The sequence below is a fragment of the Variovorax restrictus genome, from assembly GCF_051216715.1.
GTDB lineage: Bacteria > Pseudomonadota > Gammaproteobacteria > Burkholderiales > Burkholderiaceae_C > Variovorax.
The window spans coordinates 2,288,139-2,305,818 of sequence record NZ_JBPJZH010000001.1; the positions used below are offsets into that span (position 1 = coordinate 2,288,139).

A 17,680-nucleotide genomic window follows, 5' to 3' on the forward strand; every position below is an offset into this window, starting at 1 on the left:
CTATCGCGCCGCGCATGAACGCCATCCCTCTCCAGCCCGGTCTCCTGGTCCTGCACGGCAACCGCGCCGAACTGCTGGGCGATGCGCTGTTCGAATGGATCGGCCGCCATCCGCTGCAGCCGCTGGAGGAAGAGATCTTCCTGGTGCAGAGCAACGGCGTGGCCGAATGGCTGAAGATGACGCTGGCCGCGAGCAGCGGCGTGTGCGCTGCCACGCGGGTCGAGCTGCCTGCCCGCTTCCTGTGGCGCAGCTACCGCCAGGTGCTGGGCCGCGACGCGGTGCCGGCGCGCTCGGCGCTCGACCGGCAGGCGCTCACCTGGCGGCTGATGCACCTGCTGCCCGAGGTCGCGCCGCGCCCGGGCTTCGCGCCGCTGGCCGGTTTCCTGCGGGACGGCGACCTGGGCCGACGCCTGCAGCTCGCACAGCGGCTGGCCGATCTGTACGACCAGTACCAGGTCTACCGCAGCGATTGGCTCGCCGCCTGGGAAGCCAGCCGCGACGTGCTGCCTGGCCTGGGTGGTGCCAACGACCTGCCGCTGCCCGAGGACCAGCGCTGGCAGGCCGCGCTGTGGCGCGACGTGCTGGCCGGGCTCGACGCTGACGCGCGCAGCGCGGCCCGCACGCAGCTGCACCAGCGCTTCCTCGCGACGCTCACCACGGGCGCGCCGCTGGCCGCGCCGGTCGCGCGCCGCGTGATCCTCTTCGGCATGACCCATGTGCCGATGCAGACGCTGCAGGCGCTGGCCGCGCTGTCGGCCCACACGCAGGTGCTGATGGCCATCCCCAACCCGAGCCGCTACCACTGGGCCGACATCATCGCAGGGCGCGAGCTGCTGCGCATGGAGCGCCGTCGCCACCCCCTGCGCGGGGCGCGCGATCTGGCAGCGGTGCCGCTGGAAGAGATGCATGCGCACGGCCATCCGCTGCTGGCCGCCTGGGGCCGGCAGGGCCGCGACTTCGTGCGCCAGCTCGATGCCTTCGACGACGCGGCGGCCGCGCAGGAACGCTTCGGCATTGCCCGGATCGACCTGTTCGACGACGCGCCGGCAAGCACGCTGCTGCAGCAGGTGCAGGCGGCCATCCGCGACCTGATGCCGCTGACCGAGCACCCGCATGCGCCGGTCGATGCGGACGACCACTCCGTCGTGTTCCACATCGCGCACAGCGCGCAGCGCGAGGTCGAGATCCTGCACGACCAGTTGCTCGCATTGCTCGCTGCGCCGCCGGGTGACGCGCCTTTGCAGCCGCGCGACATCGTCGTCATGGTGCCCGACATCGCCGCCTTCGCGCCGGCCATCCGCTCGGTGTTCGGCCAGTACCCGCGCGGCGACGCGCGCTTCATTCCCTTCGACATCGCCGACCTGAACGAGCGCGGCCACAACCCGCTGCTGGTCGCGCTCGAATGGCTGCTGCGCCTGCCGCAACAGCGCTGCGGCCTCACGGAGATTCGCGACCTGCTCGACGTGCCGGCGGTGGCCGCGCGCTTCGGCATCGGTGCCGACGAGCTGCCCTTGCTGGCGCGCTGGATGGAGGGCGCCGGCGCGCGCTGGGGCCTGAACCTGGCGCACCGGTCGGCGCTGGGGCTCGATGCCTGCGGCGAGCAGAACACCTGGCGCTTCGGCCTGCAGCGCATGCTGCTGGGCTACGCGAACGGCGAGGCCGACGAGGGCGCCTTCGACGGCATCGAGCCCTATGCTGAAGTCGGCGGGCTGGAGGCAACGGTCGCCGGTGCGCTGGCCGACCTGCTAGACGCGCTCAACGCCTGGTGGGTGCAGACCGCCAGCGACGCCACGCCGGCTGCCTGGGCCGAGCGCGCCCGCGCCTTGCTCGCCGCCTTCATGGCGCCGACCGACGAGCGCGAGCGTTTGGCACTGGCCGCCGCACAGGAAGCCCTTGGCGCCTGGCTCGAGGCCTGCGACAGCGCCGACTTCGATGAACCCGTGCCGCTGGCCGTGCTGCGCGAAGCCTGGCTCGAAGGCATCGACGAGCCCGGGCTGAGCCGCCGCTTCCGCGCCGGCGGCGTCACGTTCTGCACGCTGCTGCCGATGCGCGCCGTGCCCTTCGAGGTCGTCTGCCTGCTGGGCATGAACGACGGCGACTACCCGCGCAGCAGCCCGCGCAGCGACTTCGACCTGATGGGCCTGCCCGGCCAGCGCCGCCCCGGCGACCGCTCGCGCCGCGACGACGACCGGCAGCTGATGCTCGAAGCGCTGCTGTCGGCGCGCCGCGTGCTCTACGTCAGCTGGACGGGCCGCAGCGTGCGCGACAACAGCGAGCAGCCGCCGTCGGTGCTGGTGTCGCAGTTGCGCGATTACCTCGCTGCTGGCTGGCAAGAGGACGTGGTCGAGGCGCGCACCACCGAGCACCCGCTGCAGCCCTTCAGTCGCCGCTATTTCGAGGTCGCCGAAGCCGCCGACGAGACGACATCGCTCTTCACCCACGCCCGCGAATGGCGCGGCGCGCATGAAGTCCCTGGCGAAGCCGATCCACGCGATGCCGTGTGGCCCGACGGTGCGCCTGCCGCCATCGACACCACGGTGCCGATCACGCTGGCCGCACTCACCAGCTTCCTCAAGAACCCGGTCAAGGACTTCTTCCGCCGCCAGCTCGCCGTCGTCTTCGGCGAAGGCGAGGAGGTGATGGAAGACCACGAGACCTTCGCGCTCGACGGCCTCACGCACTATGGCTTGCTCGACGAATCATTGGATGCGCTCGACGACGCTGGCGCGCCGGATGTCGACGGGTCGCTAGAACGCCGCATCGACGCACAGCTCGCGCGCATCCGCCGCAGCGGCCGTCTGCCCATGGCCGAACTGGGCGGGCGTGCCGAGCGCGAACTGGCCAGTGCCCTGCGGCCGATGCTGGCGCGCTGGCGCACCTTGCACCACGACTATCCGGTGGCGGGCGTGAAGGAGCCGCTGCGCTTCGAGCACGAAGGCCTGGTGCTCGACGACTGGCTCGACGGGCTGCGGCTGGCATCGATGGACTCCGGCGCGCCGGTGTGGCTGTCGCTGCAGGCCAGCCGCCTCGCCACCGACAAGGGCGCGCCGCGCGTCGACAAGCTGATCGGTGCCTGGGTCCACACGCTGGTCGGCAGCGCCTGCGGCGTGCCGGTGCAGGGCGTGCTCGTCGGGCGCGACGCGACGCTCACCGTGCAGGCCATGCCGGCCGACCGCGCGATGGCGACGCTGCGCGACCTGCTCGATGCCTGGCGCGAAGGCATGGGCCAGCCGCTGCCGGTGGCGCCGCTCACGGCCCTCGCGTTCCTCGACGGCGGCAAGCCCGAGTCCGCTTATGAAGGCGGCATGTTCCTCGACGGCGAGGGCCGCGAAGCCTGCTTGGCGCGCGTGTTCCAGGACTTCGAGACGTTGGCGGCCGATGGTCGCTTCGAGGAGTTCGCCGAGGTCCTCTACGGACCTTTGCGTGATTGGGCGGCCACGCATGTGGTGGTCGAGATGCACGCTGCCCTGGCGGAAGGGGCGGGTGCATGAGCCAACACCTCGATCCGTTGACCTTGCCGCTGTGGGGCAGCCGTCTTATCGAAGCCAGTGCCGGCACCGGCAAGACCTGGACCATCGCGGCGCTCTACCTGCGGCTGGTGCTGGGCCACGGCGGCGCTGAAGTGGGCTACCTGCGCCCGCTGGTGCCGTCCGAAATCCTCGTGATGACCTTCACCCGCGCGGCAACGCGCGAGCTGTCGGACCGTATCCGTGAGCGGCTGCTCCAAGCCGCACGCTGCTTTCGCGGTGAGCCTTCGGAAGAAAAGCCCGATGCTCTGCTGCTCAGCCTTATGGATGGGTACGCCGAAGGCGCGCCACGCCAGTCCGCCGCCTGGCGCCTCGCGATGGCCGCCGAGAGCATGGACGACGCGGCCGTCCACACCATCGACGCCTGGTGCCAGCGCATGCTGCGCGAACACGCCTTCGACAGCGGCTGCCTGTTCGACGAAGAGCTCACGGCCAACGAACGCGCGATGCTCGACCAGGCCGCGCAGGACTACTGGCGCCAGCAGCTCTACCCGCTGTCGGGCGAGTGGCTCGACGCGGCACTGTCCGTGTGGCCCGGCGTCGAGGCGCTCGCCAAGGATGCGCGCGCACTGGTCGGCCAGACGCTGCCGGCGGAGGCGGGGCAGGGCACCTTGGGCGCATTGATCGACGAAGCGCTGGCCGAGCGCCACACGCAACTCGCATCGCTCAAGCGCGGCTGGGCGCAGCGCGCGCAGGCGATGCAGGGCTGGATCGACGCGCAGATGGCGCGCAAGCCGTGCCCCTTCGATGGCCGCCGCATGGCGCCCCGGAACTACACCGGCTGGTTGAACGCGCTGGCTGCGTGGGCCGACGACCCGCGCGCGGACATGCCCGATCTCAAGACCGGCCGCACCCGCTTCACGCCCGAGGGCATGCAGGCCGCGCTCAAGGCCGGTGCCAGCATCGATTTGCCCGGGGACTTCGCGGCCTTCGAGCAGTTGATGCTCGCACTCGACGCGCTGCCACCCATCGACACGGCGCTGCGCCTGCACGCCGCCGCGCAGATCGCGCAGCGCCTGGCCGAGCTCAAGCGCCAGTCGGGCAGCTTCGGTTTCGCCGACATGCTGCAGCGCCTGGACGACGCGCTCGACCCCGAGCGCAACGGCGAGGCCGCGTTGCGGCTGCGCGCGCGCATGCTGGCGCAGTACCCGGTCGCGTTGATCGACGAGTTCCAGGACACCTCGCCGGTGCAGTCGCGCATCTTCGACCGGCTCTACCGCATCGCGGCGAACGAGCCGTCGAGCGGCCTGCTGCTCATCGGCGACCCGAAGCAGTCGATCTACGGCTTCCGCGGTGCGGACATCCACAGCTACCTGCAGGCGCGCCGCGCCACCGAAGGCCGGCACTACATGCTCGGCACCAACCACCGCTCGACCGCCTCGGTGGTGGCGGCCGTGAACTACCTGCTGGCGCACCCGGAAACGCGCGACGGCGAGGGGGCCTTCATGTACCGCGGAGGTACCGACGACAACCCCTTGCCCTTCGCGCCGGTCGACGCGCGCGGACGCAAGGAGGCCTTCGTCAGCGCGGCCGGTTCCGAGCCGGCGGTCACGCTGGCCCTCGACGCCACGCTGCTCAACGCCGAGACCAGCCGTCGCCACTTCGCGGCGCGCTGCGCCGAGCGCATCGTCGTGCTGCTGAACGATCCGAAAGCCGGGTTCGCGGAAGCCGACGGCGCGTTCGTGCGCCTGCGCCCCGCCGACATCGCCGTGCTGGTGCGCACCGGCAAGGAAGCCACCGCCGTGCAGCGCGAACTGCGCCGCCGGCGGGTCGCTTCGGTCTACCTCTCGGACAAGGACTCGGTCTTCGCCAGCCCCGAGGCGCAGGACCTGCTGCACTGGCTGCGTGCCGTCGCCGAACCGCTCGACGTGCGGCTGGCGCGCGCGGCCTTCGCGACGCGCACCGTCGGCCTGTCGATCGACGAACTGCGCGTGCTCGCGCGCGACGACGAGGCCTTCGACCTGCGCAGCGAGCAGCTGCGCCAACTGCACGGCATCTGGCAGCAGCAGGGCGTGCTGACCATGCTTCGCCGCACGCGGCATACGCTGCAGCTGCCGACCCGCTGGCTCGGAGGCGCGGCCGACGGCGAACGCCGCCTCACCAACTTCCTGCATCTGGCCGAACTGCTGCAGGCGGCCAGCGGCCAGCTCGATGGCGAGCAGGCGCTGGTGCGCTGGCTGGCCGACCAGGTGCGCGGCGATGCAGCCGGTGGGGACGAGCAGATCGTGCGGCTCGAAAGCGACGCCGACCTGGTGAAGGTGGTGACGGTGCACAAGTCCAAAGGCCTCGAATACCCGCTGGTCTTCCTGCCTTTCGCCAGCGGCTTCCGCGGCGTGAAGAAGGCCGGCACCTCGCACCTGAATCTGGCGGACGACGAAGGCGAGCGCACGCTGCACCTGCACCTGAGCGACGCGCACATCGCCGAGGCCGACAAGGAGCGCCAGCGCGAAGACCTGCGCCTGCTGTACGTCGCGCTCACGCGAGCACGGCACGCCGTGTGGGTCGGCCTGGCGGCCCTGAAGGAAGGCAACGCCAACGCGCCAACGCTTCACCGCAGCGCCATCGGCTATGTGCTCGGAGGGGTCGACGAAGTGCTGCCTGAGGATCTAATGGAACGCATTCAGGCCGTGGTGCAGCCCTGCGTCGATATCGCGCTGGTGACGGCCGACGACATGGCCGGCCTCGGCACGACGCCGCTGCAGCCGCGCGGCGAGCCGACCGCGTTGCGCGAGGTCGCGGCCTACCAGGCCGACTTCGACCGGCACTGGTCCATCGGCAGCTTCTCGGCGCTGGTGCGCACGCTGCCATCGATGCCGGGCGTGCTGGCCTCGAGCGTGGCCGCCGTGCGCAACGACGAGCCGGGCGATGTGGCCGATGGCGACCTGGCCGCGACCCCGTTGCGCGCCGCGGCCATCGACGCACCCTGGCACCGCTTCCCGCGCGGCGCCTTCGCCGGCAACTTCCTGCACGACCAGCTCGAATGGCTGGCGACCGAGGGCTTCGACCTCGCGGCCTCGCCCGAGCGCCAGCAGCAACTGCTGCGCCGCTGCGAACGGCAGGGCTGGGCCGAGCGCGCGCCCGACGTGCTGGCCTGGCTGCTGCGCGTGCTGCAGTCGCCGCTGCCGCCGGTGGGCGCGGCGCTCGACGCGCTCGCCGTCACGGTGCCCGAGATGGAGTTCTGGCTGCCCGCGCAGACCCTGGCCGCCACGCAGATCGATGCACTGTGCCGCGAGCATCTGCTCGGCGGCCGCGACCGCCCGACGCTGCCCGAGCGCGAGCTGCACGGCATGCTGATGGGCTTCGCTGACATCGTCTTCGAGCACGGCGGGCGCTACTGGGTGCTCGACCACAAGTCGAACCACCTCGGCGGCAGCGATGCCGACTACGACCATGACGCGCTCGAAGGCGCGATGGCCGCGCACCGCTACGACGTGCAGTCCGCCATCTACCTGCTGGCGCTGCACCGCCTGCTGCGCAGCCGCCTGGGCGCCGACTACGACCCGGCGTCGCAGCTCGGTGGTGCAGTTTTCCTGTTCCTGCGCGGCATCGACGGGCCGGCGCATGGCTGCTACCACGTGCCGCCGGTGCTGCCGCTGCTCGATGCACTCGATCGCCTACTGGGCGTCACCGTGGAGGTCGACGCATGACGGCCGCATCGCTGATGGTCACGCTGCGCGAATGGGCCGAGTCCGGCTGGCTGCGCCGGCTCGACGCCGCCTTCGCCAAGTTCTTGCACGACCTGGCGCCCGACGCCCCTCCCGAGCTGTTGATGGCCGGCGCGCTGGTCGCACATATGGAAGGCCGCGGCCACGCCTGCCTGCTGCTCGACGAGCTGCTGGGTGATGCCGATGCGTTGCTCGGCTGGCCAGCCGATGCGCAAACGGCGCTGCATGCGGCGCTGGCGTCGTTGCACACCGACCCCGCTGCGTGGGCCGAAGCCCTGCAAGCGAGCGCTCTGGTTGCGTCGGGCGATGCTCCAAGCAGCGCGCCGCTGGTGCTGCACGAAGGCCGCCTCTACCTGCGCCGCTACTGGGACTACGAACGGCGCGTCGCAACGCAGGTGCTGGCGCGCGGCGCTACGCCTCTGACGGTCGACACCGCGGCGGTGCGCCGGCAGCTCGACCTGCTGTTCCCGGCCGCGGCTGATGCGACATCCACGCTCGACTGGCAGAAGGCCGCCTGCGGCCTGGCGCTGCGCGGCCGCTTCTCGATCATCACGGGCGGCCCGGGCACCGGCAAAACCTACACCGCCGCGCGCCTGCTCGCCTTGCTCTTCGCGATGGACGCCAGCCCCGACCGTCTGCGCGTGATGTTGGCCGCGCCCACCGGCAAGGCGGCGGCGCGGCTCAAGCAGTCGATCGATGCGGCGCTCGATGCGTTGAATGCACAGGTCGGCGATCGCCTGCCGCTCGATGAGCTCGCCTCGCACATCCAGCCGGCGCGCACGCTGCATTCGCTGCTCGGCGCGCGGCCCGACACGCGGCGCTTCCGCTTCGACGCGGCGCATCCGCTGGAGGTTGACGTGCTGATCGTCGACGAGGCGTCGATGATCCACCTGGAGATGATGGCCGCGCTGCTTGAGGCGCTGCCGCCGACGGCGCGCGTGATCTTCCTGGGCGACAAGGACCAGCTCGCCTCGGTCGAGGCCGGCGCCGTGCTGGGCGACCTGTGCCGCGACGCCGAAGCCGGGCGCTACCTGCCCGAGACGCTGGCCTATCTCGAAGCGGTCACCGGCCAGCGCGTGCCCGATGCGTTCGCCGGCGACGGCCCGCCGCTGGCGCAGCAGACCGTCATGCTGCGCGAGAGCCGCCGGTTCGGTGGGCCGATCGGGCAGCTCGCATTGGCCGTCAATGCCGGCGATGCGGCAACTGCAGTGAAGCTGCTGCACGCCGACCGCGGCAGCGCGCTCGCTTGGCTCGATACGCCGTCGCCCGCCGACGTCGTCGCACTTGCACTGCGGGGTCGCCCTGGCGCGTCGGGCGGCTTCGGCGGCTATCTGAAAGCGCTGCACGCGCGGCCGACCCCTGGCGACGCGCCCGCCCACGCCGACTGGGTGCTGGCCGTGCTGACCGCCTTCGAGCGCTTCCGCCTGCTCTGCGCCGTGCGCCAGGGCGAGTGGGGCGCCGAAGGCTTGAACGCGGCCATCGAGCGCGCGATGGTGGCCGAGGGTTCGCTCGTCAAGCGCGGCGCCTGGTACGAAGGCCGGCCGGTGATGGTCACGCGCAACGATGCGGCGGTGGGCGTCTTCAACGGCGACATCGGCATCACGCTGCCGCCGGCCACGTCCGGCGCGCCGCTGCGGGCCTACTTCCTCGACGGCAACACCGCGCGCTCGGTCGGCGTGAGCCGGCTCGCCTCGGTCGAGACGGCGTTCGCGATGACCGTGCACAAGTCGCAGGGCAGCGAGTTCGACCACACGGTGCTCGTGCTGCCGCGCGATGCCGGCCGCGTGCTGACGCGCGAATTGGTCTACACCGGCATCACGCGCGCGCGCAGCGCCTTCACGCTGGTGACGCCGCGCGCGCCGGCCTTCGGCGAGGCGCTGGCGCAGCGAACGCGGCGGGCCAGTGGCTTGCTCGGGCTGTTGGCGCCTGCGCGAGCTGCCACGAAATAGCCATCGACCTGTCATAGCGCTTGCCTACATTGCGAACCTTTCACGAGGCTTGAATGAAGACAAAAGTAGCAGCGGCAGTGGTGATGTTGTCGGCCCTCGCGGCCTGTGGCGGTGGTGGTGATGGCAGCAGCAGCGGCAGCGGTGCCGGCGGCAGCAGCGGTGGTGTGACGTCGCCCGGCGCGGCACCGGAAACCCAACTCCCGGGCGCGACGCCGCCCACCGACGCATCGCCCGTCGTGCCGCCGGTCGCCGACCCGGGCACGGAGGTGCCGGCCCCCGAGCCCGCGGCCAAAGTGTGGGTCGACGAGAGCTTCGAGGGCAAGACGGCGCTACCGGATGGCTGGTCGTTGCTGGCCGCCAACCGGGGCACCGTGAGCGTGCGCGACGGAAGCCTGTTCATCGATGGGCGGGCCCACGACACGGCCATGACCTCGGTGGCCCTGCCGGCATCGCTGCAGGACCTGTCGAACTACCGCATCGATGTCAGCTTCACGCTGCTGACGCCCAACAACACCGGCCGCTGGGCCAGCGTGATGTACCGCACCGCGCGCGTCGATGCGACCATTCCCTACGATCCCTACTACCAGTTCGCGATCCGGGCCAACGCCACGGCCTCGAATGGCACGGAGTTCGCGCTTCGCAAGGCCGGCGCCTGGAACGTGACCGGCACCAAGGCGTTCAGCGAGGCGATCGATTCGGCCAAGACGTACACCGCCACTGTCATCGTCCATGGCAACCGGGTGCGCCAGTACCTGAACAACACGCTGACGCACGACATGACGCTCGACCCGACGATGGCCAAGGGCGGCATCGGTCTGCAGACGGCCGGCGTCGTGATGCGTGTCGACAGCATCAAGGTGACCGAACAGTTGACGGCACTGCCCGATGTGTCGAAGGTGATCGCCGTCCAGGACACCGGCACGAAGGCCGCCATGGCGCCCACCCTGGTGCAACCCGTGACGGCACAGACGGTGCTGGGCACGACAGGCGCGAGCAACGCCCTGTACAACATCGACAGCACCTTGAACCTGCACAGCGACAGCGGGGAGAGCCTGGCGTCGCTGGCGACCTACCTCGCGCAGAGCGGCCGGGCGACCATTCCGGTGCTGCGCATCTCGAATGCCGCAACCGTCTCGGCGCTCGCCGCCTTCGCGGTAGACCACGACCTCGGCGATGTCACGCTGCTGTCCGACAACGTCGAACTGCTTGCCAGTGCGCGCGCGGCTTTGCCGTCCGTACGCACCGCGGTCGATTTCTCCCGTCGGACGACGCTGGGCAACAGCACGCAGGCCATCCTGGAGGTGGTGAGTGCGACCAACCGCGCCAAGGCGAAGATCGCCGTGCTGCCTGCGGCCATGACCGATCGCACGACCGTGGCGCATCTGCAGCGGTTGCTGCTCACACCGTGGGCCGTGTCGAGCGCGACCTCGGCGTTCGACGCGGCGGCGGTGCTGACGACCGGCGTCAACGGCGTGATCGCGTCCAACGCGGCGGTCTACGCCAGCGTGCTGCGCCAGCTGCCGGCGAACACGCTGCTGCGCAAGCCCCTGATCGCCGGGCACCGCGGCATGCCGTCGACCACCGACGAGAACACGCTCGAGAGCGCGCAGGCCGCCGTGGCGGCCGGCGCGGATGCCGTAGAGAACGACATCTACATGACCACCGACAACCACTTGGTGATCCTGCACAACGCGACGGTGGATGCGACCACCGACGGCACGGGCAGCATCGAGTCGATGACGCTCGCACAGGTCAAGGCGCTGAAGACCGCGAGCGGCTACGCGGTGCCAACGCTGGAGGAGTTCCTGCAGGCATTCAAGGGCAAGCCGGTCACGCACTTCATCGAGATCAAGAGCGCCAAGGCCGGCATCGTGGCCTTGCTCAAGCAAGAAATCGAGCGGTGGGACGCGAAAGACCAGACCGTTGCGATCTCCTTCGACGGCAATCAGCTCAACCGGATGGGCGCGACGATGCCGGAGGTCAGCGTCGGCTTGCTCAACAGCAACGTCGACGCGGGCGATCCACTGGTGAGCCTGCGCAACGTGCTGAACGCGACGCAGCAGTACTCGTCCACCTACAACCCGTCGTACGCCACCGGCGTGACGCAGGCCACGATGGAGGCGGGAAAGCACCGGGGGGTGACGTTCTGGCCCTGGACGGTCAACGTGCCGAACGACTTCTACCGCCTGTACAGCTTCGGCACGCACGGCATCACGACGGACTTCGCATGGTGGGCCAAGGACTTTCCGGTGGCGTTGACGACCGCGTCTACGGCGGTCGTGACCCGTGGTCAGCCCTTCGGCATGTCGGGCAGCCTCAGCACGCAGGTTGGCGCCAGCAGTGCCGCGACCAGCAACGTGCTGGTGGTACTCGAGGGGTCGGTGCCGCACACCATGGTGTCCGATGGCGTGGTGAGCTTCTCTGCGCCCGGCACCGCGACGGTGCTGCCCGGCTACACGTACAAGATGGGTGACGGCACCTACAGCTACACGATCTTCGGCAAGCCGGTGAGCGTTGTGGTGCAGTAGGGCGCATGGTGTGCGACACCCGGTACGGCTCCGTCGCCGAACCGGGGCGTCGCACCTGAGACCGCCGCCTGGCGCGGCGCGTCAGCGCCTGCCGCGCAGGTAAGGCTCGGGGTCGACCGCGGTGCCGTCCTTGCGGATCTCGAAGTGCAGCTTCACGCGGTCGGCTTCGCTCTTGCCCATCTCGGCGATCTTCTGGCCTTGGCGGACGATCTCGTTTTCCTTCACCAGCAGCGCCTGGTTGTGCGCATAGGCGGTGATGAAGGTCTCGTTGTGCTTCACGATGAGCATGTTGCCGTAGCCGCGCAACTGGCCGCCGGCATAGACCACGCGGCCGTCGGCGGCCGCCAGCACCGGGTCGCCCGCGCTGCCGGCGATGTCTAGCCCCTTGTTGGACTTGCCGTTGAAGCGCGCGAGCGTCGCGCCGCTGGCTGGCCGGATGAACTGCGGCTTGGCCTGCGCCGCGGCGCCCGGGTTGCTGCTGCCCGGGGTCGGGCTGGTCGTGCCGCAGGCCACCAGGGCCGCGATGGCGGCGGCCGAGAGGCCGATGCGAAAGGTCAGGAGGGGGTGTGTCAGTGGTGGCATGCGCGGTTTGGAATGGGTTCGACGGGCGAGGTTCCCGTCATTGGGGCTGGACCATGCGCTGCAGCAGCGGCTGGCGTGCCAGCACCGCGTTGCGTGGGCCGATGTCGAGCACGCGGCCGGCCTCCATCAAAAGCACGGTGTCGAAGCGGTCCAGCAGGCTCAGCCGGTGGATGGACGCGATCACGCAGGCTTCGGGGAAGGCGGCGGCGATGCGTTCGAGCACCCGCGCCTCGGTGCCGGCGTCGAGCGCGCTGGTGGGTTCGTCGAGCAGCAGCAGCGAGCTGCCCTCGGCCGCGAGCACGCCGCGCGCGAGGCACAGCCGCTGGCGCTGGCCGCCCGACAGGTTGAAGCCGCGCTCGGACAGTGGGGAGTCGAGGCTGCCGTTGTTGGCCTTGAGCACCTCGTCGAACGCGCTGGCGTACAGGGCCGCCTCGATGCGTTCGTCGCTGCAGGGCCGCCCGAAGCTCAGGTTCTCACGCACGCTGGCCTCGAAGACCTCGGTCTCCTGCGGGATCAGCGTGGCGATCTGCCGCAGCCGCCCCCACTCGAAGGGCTGGCCGTCGAAGTGCAGCGCGCCGGCCTGCGGCGCATAGAGACCGGCCAGCAGCCGCAGCAGCGTGCTCTTGCCGCCCCCGCTCGGGCCGACGAGCGCGATGCGCTGGCCGCGCCGCAGCGCGAGCGTCACGTCGTTCAAGCCACTGCGCACCGTTTCGCCCTCGGCCGGCTCGCCCTGGCGCTCGTAACGCCAGCGCAGGCCCGTCACCTGCAGTTCCGACCAAGTGGTCGTCGCGTCGATGTGCTCGTGCGCCGGCACCTCTTCGGGCGGCGTGGTGAGCGCGGGGCCGGTGGGCGCGTCCCAGATCGGCGCCGCGCTGCCGTAGTCGGTGTGCATGCGCGCGAAGAACTGGAAGTTGGCCGCCATCGACGACACCACGCCCGCCGCCTGCTGCGCGTACTGGTAGATCATGAAGACCGAGCCCAGCAGCACCGCCTGCCCCGGCGTGCGCGACTGCCAAACGTAGATGACGACCAGGCTCCAGGTTAGCACCATGCCCAGCATGTCGACCACGAACCACTTGCCCTCGTTGAGCACCACGGTGCGCTTGAGCGGCACCGAGATGGCGGCCATGCGCGCGCGCAGCAGCAGCCGCGACGCGCCCTGCAGCCGCAGGCCGATCACGGTCGATGCATTGCCGATGAAATCGAGCAGCGCCGCGACGTAGCGGCGGTCGGCGTCGTTCTCGGTGCGCGCGAGGCGCATCAGTGCCTTGTCGATGCGCAGGATGATCAGGCCGATCAGCACGTAGCCCACCAGCGCGGTGGCGCCGCTGGCCCGCGACAGCAGCGTGAGCGCCACCAGCGGCCCCACGATGCTCACCACGTTGGTCAGCCAGATGAACTGGTTCTGCGCGAAGTCCGACAGCGCGCGGCTGGCCTGGTGCACGCGGTGCTGCAGCTCGCCCGAATGGTGGCCGTCATGCCACACCAGCGGTGCCGCGGCGAGCCGCACGTAGAGCTGGTCGGCCAGCGATTCGCGTACCCGCACGCCGACGTTGCGCTCCAGGATGCGCCCCGGGCCGTGCAGCATCCACGACAGCAGGTAGACGCCGGTCAGCGTGGCGATCCAGCCGCCCGCACCGCGCAGGTTGCCGCGCTGCAACTCGTTGATCGCCTGCCCGGCCAAATAGGGCAGCGTGAGCTTGACCAGTTGCGACGCCGTGAGCAGCGCGGTCGCACCCAATAACTGTCCACGCGCGCCTTCCGCGAAGCGCCAGAGCGCTGCGTAGAGTTCGCGGACTGCGTTGCCGGGCGTTTCGTTCATCCGTGGCGAATCGCTTCCGCTACTTGACGGGGATGACGGTGGCGCGGTCGACCGGCACGGCCGTCACGCTGTTCTGCGGCGAGCCTTCGATCAGGCGGTCGGAGTAGCTCAGGTAGATCAGCGTGTTGCGCTTGGCGTCGACCATGCGCACCACGCGCAGCCGCTTGAACATGATCGACTGGCGTTCGCTGAAGATCTCGTCGCGCTTCTTCAGCGGCTCGGTGAAGCTCAGCGGGCCGACTTGGCGGCAGGCGATCGAGGCTTCGGCCTTGTCCTCGGCCAGGCCCAGCGCGCCCGACACGCCGCCGGTCTTGGCGCGCGAGACATAGCAGGTCACGCCGTTGACCTTCGGGTCGTCGTAGGCCTCGACGACGATCTTGTGGTCGGGGCCGATCAGCTTGAAGACGGTGTCGACCTCGCCCACCTGTTCGGCCGCGGCCGCGCAGGCGGCCATGGCGCCGAGAAGGAGGAGAGCGAGACGTTGCTTCATGCAGTGGCTTTCAGACGATGTCGAGCGTGTGGACGCGGTCGAAGTTGCCGCGCTGGCGGTCTTCGAAGTAGAAGCGCAGGGTCTCGCGCACCGTGCGGAAGGCGATCTCGTCCCAGGGAATCTCTTCCTCCGTGAACAGCTTCGCCTCGATGGTCTCGTGGCCGGGGTCGAAGACGTCGTCGAGCAGTCGCGCGCGGTAGAACAGGTGGACCTGGCCCACGCGCACCACGCTCATCACCGAGAACAGGCCTTCCATCTCGAAATGGGCGCCGGCCTCTTCGTCGGTCTCGCGCGCCGCGCCCTGTGACGTGCTCTCGTTCAGCTCCATGAAGCCGGCCGGCAGCGTCCACTTGCCCCAGCGCGGCTCGATGTTCCGCTTGCACAGCAGCACCCGGTCGCCCAGCACGGGGATGGTGCCCACCACGTTATTCGGGTTCTCGTAGTGGATCGTGTGGCAGGCCGGGCACACCGCACGCTCGCGCGTGTCGCCGTCGTCCGGCAGGCGGTAGACCACCGCGGTGCCGCAGTTCTTGCAATGCTTGATGGGCAGGTGGACGACCGACATCGACTAGACGATCTTGACGGTCAGCGTCGGCAGGCCGGCGATGGTGCCGACCAGGGTGTCGCCCGCCACCACGGCGCCCACGCCTTCGGGTGTGCCGGTCATGATCAGGTCGCCGGGCTGCAGCTCCCAGGCGGCCGACAGGTGCTCGATGGTCTCGCCGATGTTCCAGATCAGCTTGCTGACCGTGCTGCGCTGGCGGTCTTCGCCGTTCACCTGCAACGCGATCTCGGCATTGGGGGCGTCGCCGGCGGCAGCCACGGGTACCACCGGGCCGATGGGCGCGCTCTGCTCGAAGCTCTTGCCGATGTCCCAGGGGCGGCCCTGCTTCTTCATCTCGCCCTGCAGGTCGCGGCGGGTCATGTCCAGGCCGACGGCATAGCCGTAGATGTGCTTGTGCGCATCCGCAGCCAAGATGTTCTTGCCGCCGGTGCCGATGGCCACGACGAGCTCGATCTCGTGGTGCAGGTTCTTGGTGAGCGTGGGGTAGGCCATGGTGCCGGTCGTGTCGGCATCAACCACCACCACCGCATCGGCGGGCTTCATGAAGAAGAAGGGCGGCTCGCGGCCGGTGAAGCCCATTTCCTTCGCGTGCTCTTCGTAATTGCGGCCCACGCAGTAGATGCGGTGCACCGGGAAGCGCGCGGGTTGGCCGACGACGGGGAGGCTGACCACAGCCGGCGCAGGGAAAACGTACTCGGAAGCCATTGGATTCGTCCTGATGAATGCGGGAGAACACCAGTTTGCCAGAGGTGGCGAAGGTGGGGGCGGGCGCAGTGCTGCGGCTATGCTTGCGGCCATGATGAAGCTGCACAACTACTTCCGCTCGTCCGCCTCGTTCCGGGTGCGCATCGCGCTCAACATCAAGGGGCTGGCCTACGACTACGTGCCGGTGCACATCGCCCGTGGCGAGCACCATCAGCCGCCGTTCGCGGACATGGCGCCCGAGCAACTGGTGCCGCTGCTGGAGGAAGACGCCTCGTCCGGTGGCGAACGCATCTCGCAGTCGATGGCCATCATCGAGTACCTCGACGAAACGAACCCCGAGCCGCCGCTGCTGCCGCACGACCCGGTGGGCCGGGCGCGCGTGCGGGCGCTGTCGCAGATCATTGCCTGCGAGATCCACCCCATCAACAACCTGCGCGTGCTGAAGTACCTCGTGAAGGAGCTCAAGCTCGACGAGGCTGCGAAGAACACCTGGTACCGCCACTGGGTGCGCGAGGGCCTGGAGGCCTTCGAGCGTCAGCTGGCCGCGCAGCCCGCCGGCATCTACTGCTACGGCAACACGCTCACCCTGGCCGACTGCTGCCTGGTGCCGCAGATCTTCAACGCACAGCGCTTCGACTGCGACCTGAGCGGCCTGCCGCGCACCATGGCGGCCTACGAGGCGGCCATGCAGACCGACGCCGTGCAGCGCGCACAACCCGCACGCTGCCCCGACGCGGAAACATGACTCTCCCCCGAAGCGCCTTCGGCGCCTCCCCCTGCAGGGGGCGATACCAGCGGCCCGGCAGAGCCGGTTCCGCGGTATCCCTGGCATCAGGCCAAGCCGCTAAGACGCAGGCGGCTGTCGATGGGTGATTCCACCGACTGGCTCGTCCCGGACTGGCCGGCGCCCGAGGGCGTTCGCGCGGTGTGTACCACGCGGTCCGGCGGCGTATCGCAGGGCGCGCTCGGTGGACTGAACCTCGGCGGGCACGTCGGCGATGCGCCCGTGAACGTCGCCGCCAACCGCGCGCAGTTCGGAGCGGCGATCGGCGTGCGGCCGGTGTTCCTGCAGCAGGTGCACGGCACCGAGATCTTGCCGATCGATGCAGCCACGCCAGATGGCGCGGTGGCCGATGCGTGCACCACGGTCGGCGTCGGTGTCGCCTGCACGATCATGGTCGCCGACTGCCTGCCGGTGCTCTTCACCGACAGCGACGGCCGGCGCGTGGCCGCGGCCCATGCCGGCTGGCGGGGACTGGCGGGCGGCGTGCTGGAGGGTACGACGGCCGCTTTCGGCGGCACACGGCCGATGGCCTGGCTCGGGCCCTGCATCGGGCCGAACGCGTTCGAGGTCGGCGACGAGGTCAGGACGGCGTTCGTGGCGCAGTCCTCGGAGGCCGACGCTTGCTTCCGGCCTGGCCCGGCGCCGGGCAAGTGGTGGGCCGATCTACCGGCGCTGGCGCGTCAGCGCTTGCGCGCGGCGGGCGTCGAGGCCGTGTACGGCAACGACGGCAGCGACGTCTGGTGCACCGTGCGCAACCCTTTACGTTTTTTCTCGCACCGGCGCGACGGGGGCAGCGGGCCCACCGGACGCTTCGCCGCTGCCATCTGGCGCGACTGAAGCCGCAGCCCGACGCGCTTCTTCCTGTGCCGCAGCTTCGCGTTCCTTCAAAGCACGCCGGCGCGCCGGCGTGTTCAACAGGTAAACCACCAATGCGAGCGGCAGCACGCCGTAGAGTAGAAAGGTGAAGATCGCGCCCAGCACCGTGCCGTTCGTGTTCGTGGCTTCGGCCACGGCCATCATCAGGGTGACGTAGAGCCAGGCGATGATGACGATGTACATGTTC

The 17,680-nt window shown here is 70.1% G+C and carries 12 protein-coding genes; 6 read left to right on the top strand and 6 right to left on the bottom strand.

What is annotated here, in order from left to right:
* The first annotated feature begins 14 nt into the window (after positions 1-14).
* The 4 genes from recC to ACSFA0_RS10830 are packed head-to-tail and all read left to right on the top strand — an operon-like array spanning position 15 to position 11,669.
* Positions 15-3,491: an exodeoxyribonuclease V subunit gamma gene (gene recC, locus ACSFA0_RS10815; protein WP_435450185.1), complete on the top strand. Its 3,477-nt coding sequence runs from the start codon at positions 15-17 to the stop codon at positions 3,489-3,491.
* The gene (gene recB, locus ACSFA0_RS10820) at positions 3,488-7,174 is read left to right on the top strand and encodes an exodeoxyribonuclease V subunit beta (protein ID WP_435450186.1); all 3,687 of its coding nucleotides are present in this window, start codon (positions 3,488-3,490) and stop codon (positions 7,172-7,174) included. The genes recC and recB overlap by 4 nt, the downstream gene beginning before the upstream one ends.
* Positions 7,171-9,141, top strand: coding sequence for an exodeoxyribonuclease V subunit alpha (gene recD, locus ACSFA0_RS10825; protein ID WP_435450187.1), 1,971 nt, complete (start codon positions 7,171-7,173; stop codon positions 9,139-9,141). The genes recB and recD overlap by 4 nt, the downstream gene beginning before the upstream one ends.
* 53 nt (positions 9,142-9,194) lie before the next feature.
* Entirely contained in the window at positions 9,195-11,669 is a 2,475-nt protein-coding gene (locus tag ACSFA0_RS10830) for a glycerophosphodiester phosphodiesterase family protein (RefSeq protein WP_435450188.1), read from the top strand.
* A gap of 81 nt (positions 11,670-11,750) precedes the next feature.
* Here the strand turns inward: ACSFA0_RS10830 and ACSFA0_RS10835 are convergent, their stop codons facing one another.
* Genes ACSFA0_RS10835 through ACSFA0_RS10855 form a run of 5 tightly spaced genes read right to left on the bottom strand, consistent with a single transcriptional unit; the run spans position 11,751 to position 15,833 of the window.
* On the bottom strand, positions 11,751-12,251 hold the full coding sequence (locus tag ACSFA0_RS10835; RefSeq protein WP_435450189.1) for a murein hydrolase activator EnvC family protein: 501 nt from the start codon (positions 12,249-12,251) through the stop codon (positions 11,751-11,753).
* 37 nt (positions 12,252-12,288) lie between these two features.
* Entirely contained in the window at positions 12,289-14,073 is a 1,785-nt protein-coding gene (locus ACSFA0_RS10840; protein ID WP_435450190.1) for an ABC transporter ATP-binding protein, read from the bottom strand.
* A gap of 19 nt (positions 14,074-14,092) precedes the next feature.
* Positions 14,093-14,563 (bottom strand): CreA family protein, encoded by a 471-nt coding sequence (locus ACSFA0_RS10845; protein ID WP_286645333.1) that lies wholly within the window; start codon positions 14,561-14,563, stop codon positions 14,093-14,095.
* 10 nt (positions 14,564-14,573) lie between these two features.
* Entirely contained in the window at positions 14,574-15,128 is a 555-nt protein-coding gene (locus tag ACSFA0_RS10850; RefSeq protein ID WP_435450191.1) for an NUDIX hydrolase, read from the bottom strand.
* 3 nt (positions 15,129-15,131) lie between these two features.
* Positions 15,132-15,833, bottom strand: a complete 702-nt coding sequence (locus ACSFA0_RS10855) for a fumarylacetoacetate hydrolase family protein (RefSeq protein WP_435450192.1) — start codon at positions 15,831-15,833, stop codon at positions 15,132-15,134.
* Between the two features lie 94 nt (positions 15,834-15,927).
* On the opposite strand from ACSFA0_RS10855, the gene maiA reads away from it, so the two are divergent.
* Both maiA and pgeF read left to right on the top strand, forming a co-directional pair.
* Positions 15,928-16,578 (top strand): maleylacetoacetate isomerase, encoded by a 651-nt coding sequence (gene maiA / locus ACSFA0_RS10860; RefSeq protein ID WP_435450947.1) that lies wholly within the window; start codon positions 15,928-15,930, stop codon positions 16,576-16,578.
* A gap of 120 nt (positions 16,579-16,698) precedes the next feature.
* Entirely contained in the window at positions 16,699-17,454 is a 756-nt protein-coding gene (gene pgeF / locus ACSFA0_RS10865) for a peptidoglycan editing factor PgeF (protein ID WP_435450193.1), read from the top strand.
* Here the strand turns inward: pgeF and ACSFA0_RS10870 are convergent.
* Positions 17,377-17,676 (bottom strand): hypothetical protein, encoded by a 300-nt coding sequence (locus ACSFA0_RS10870; RefSeq protein WP_435450194.1) that lies wholly within the window; start codon positions 17,674-17,676, stop codon positions 17,377-17,379. The genes pgeF and ACSFA0_RS10870 overlap by 78 nt on opposite strands.
* Between the last annotated feature and the right edge of the window lie 4 nt (positions 17,677-17,680).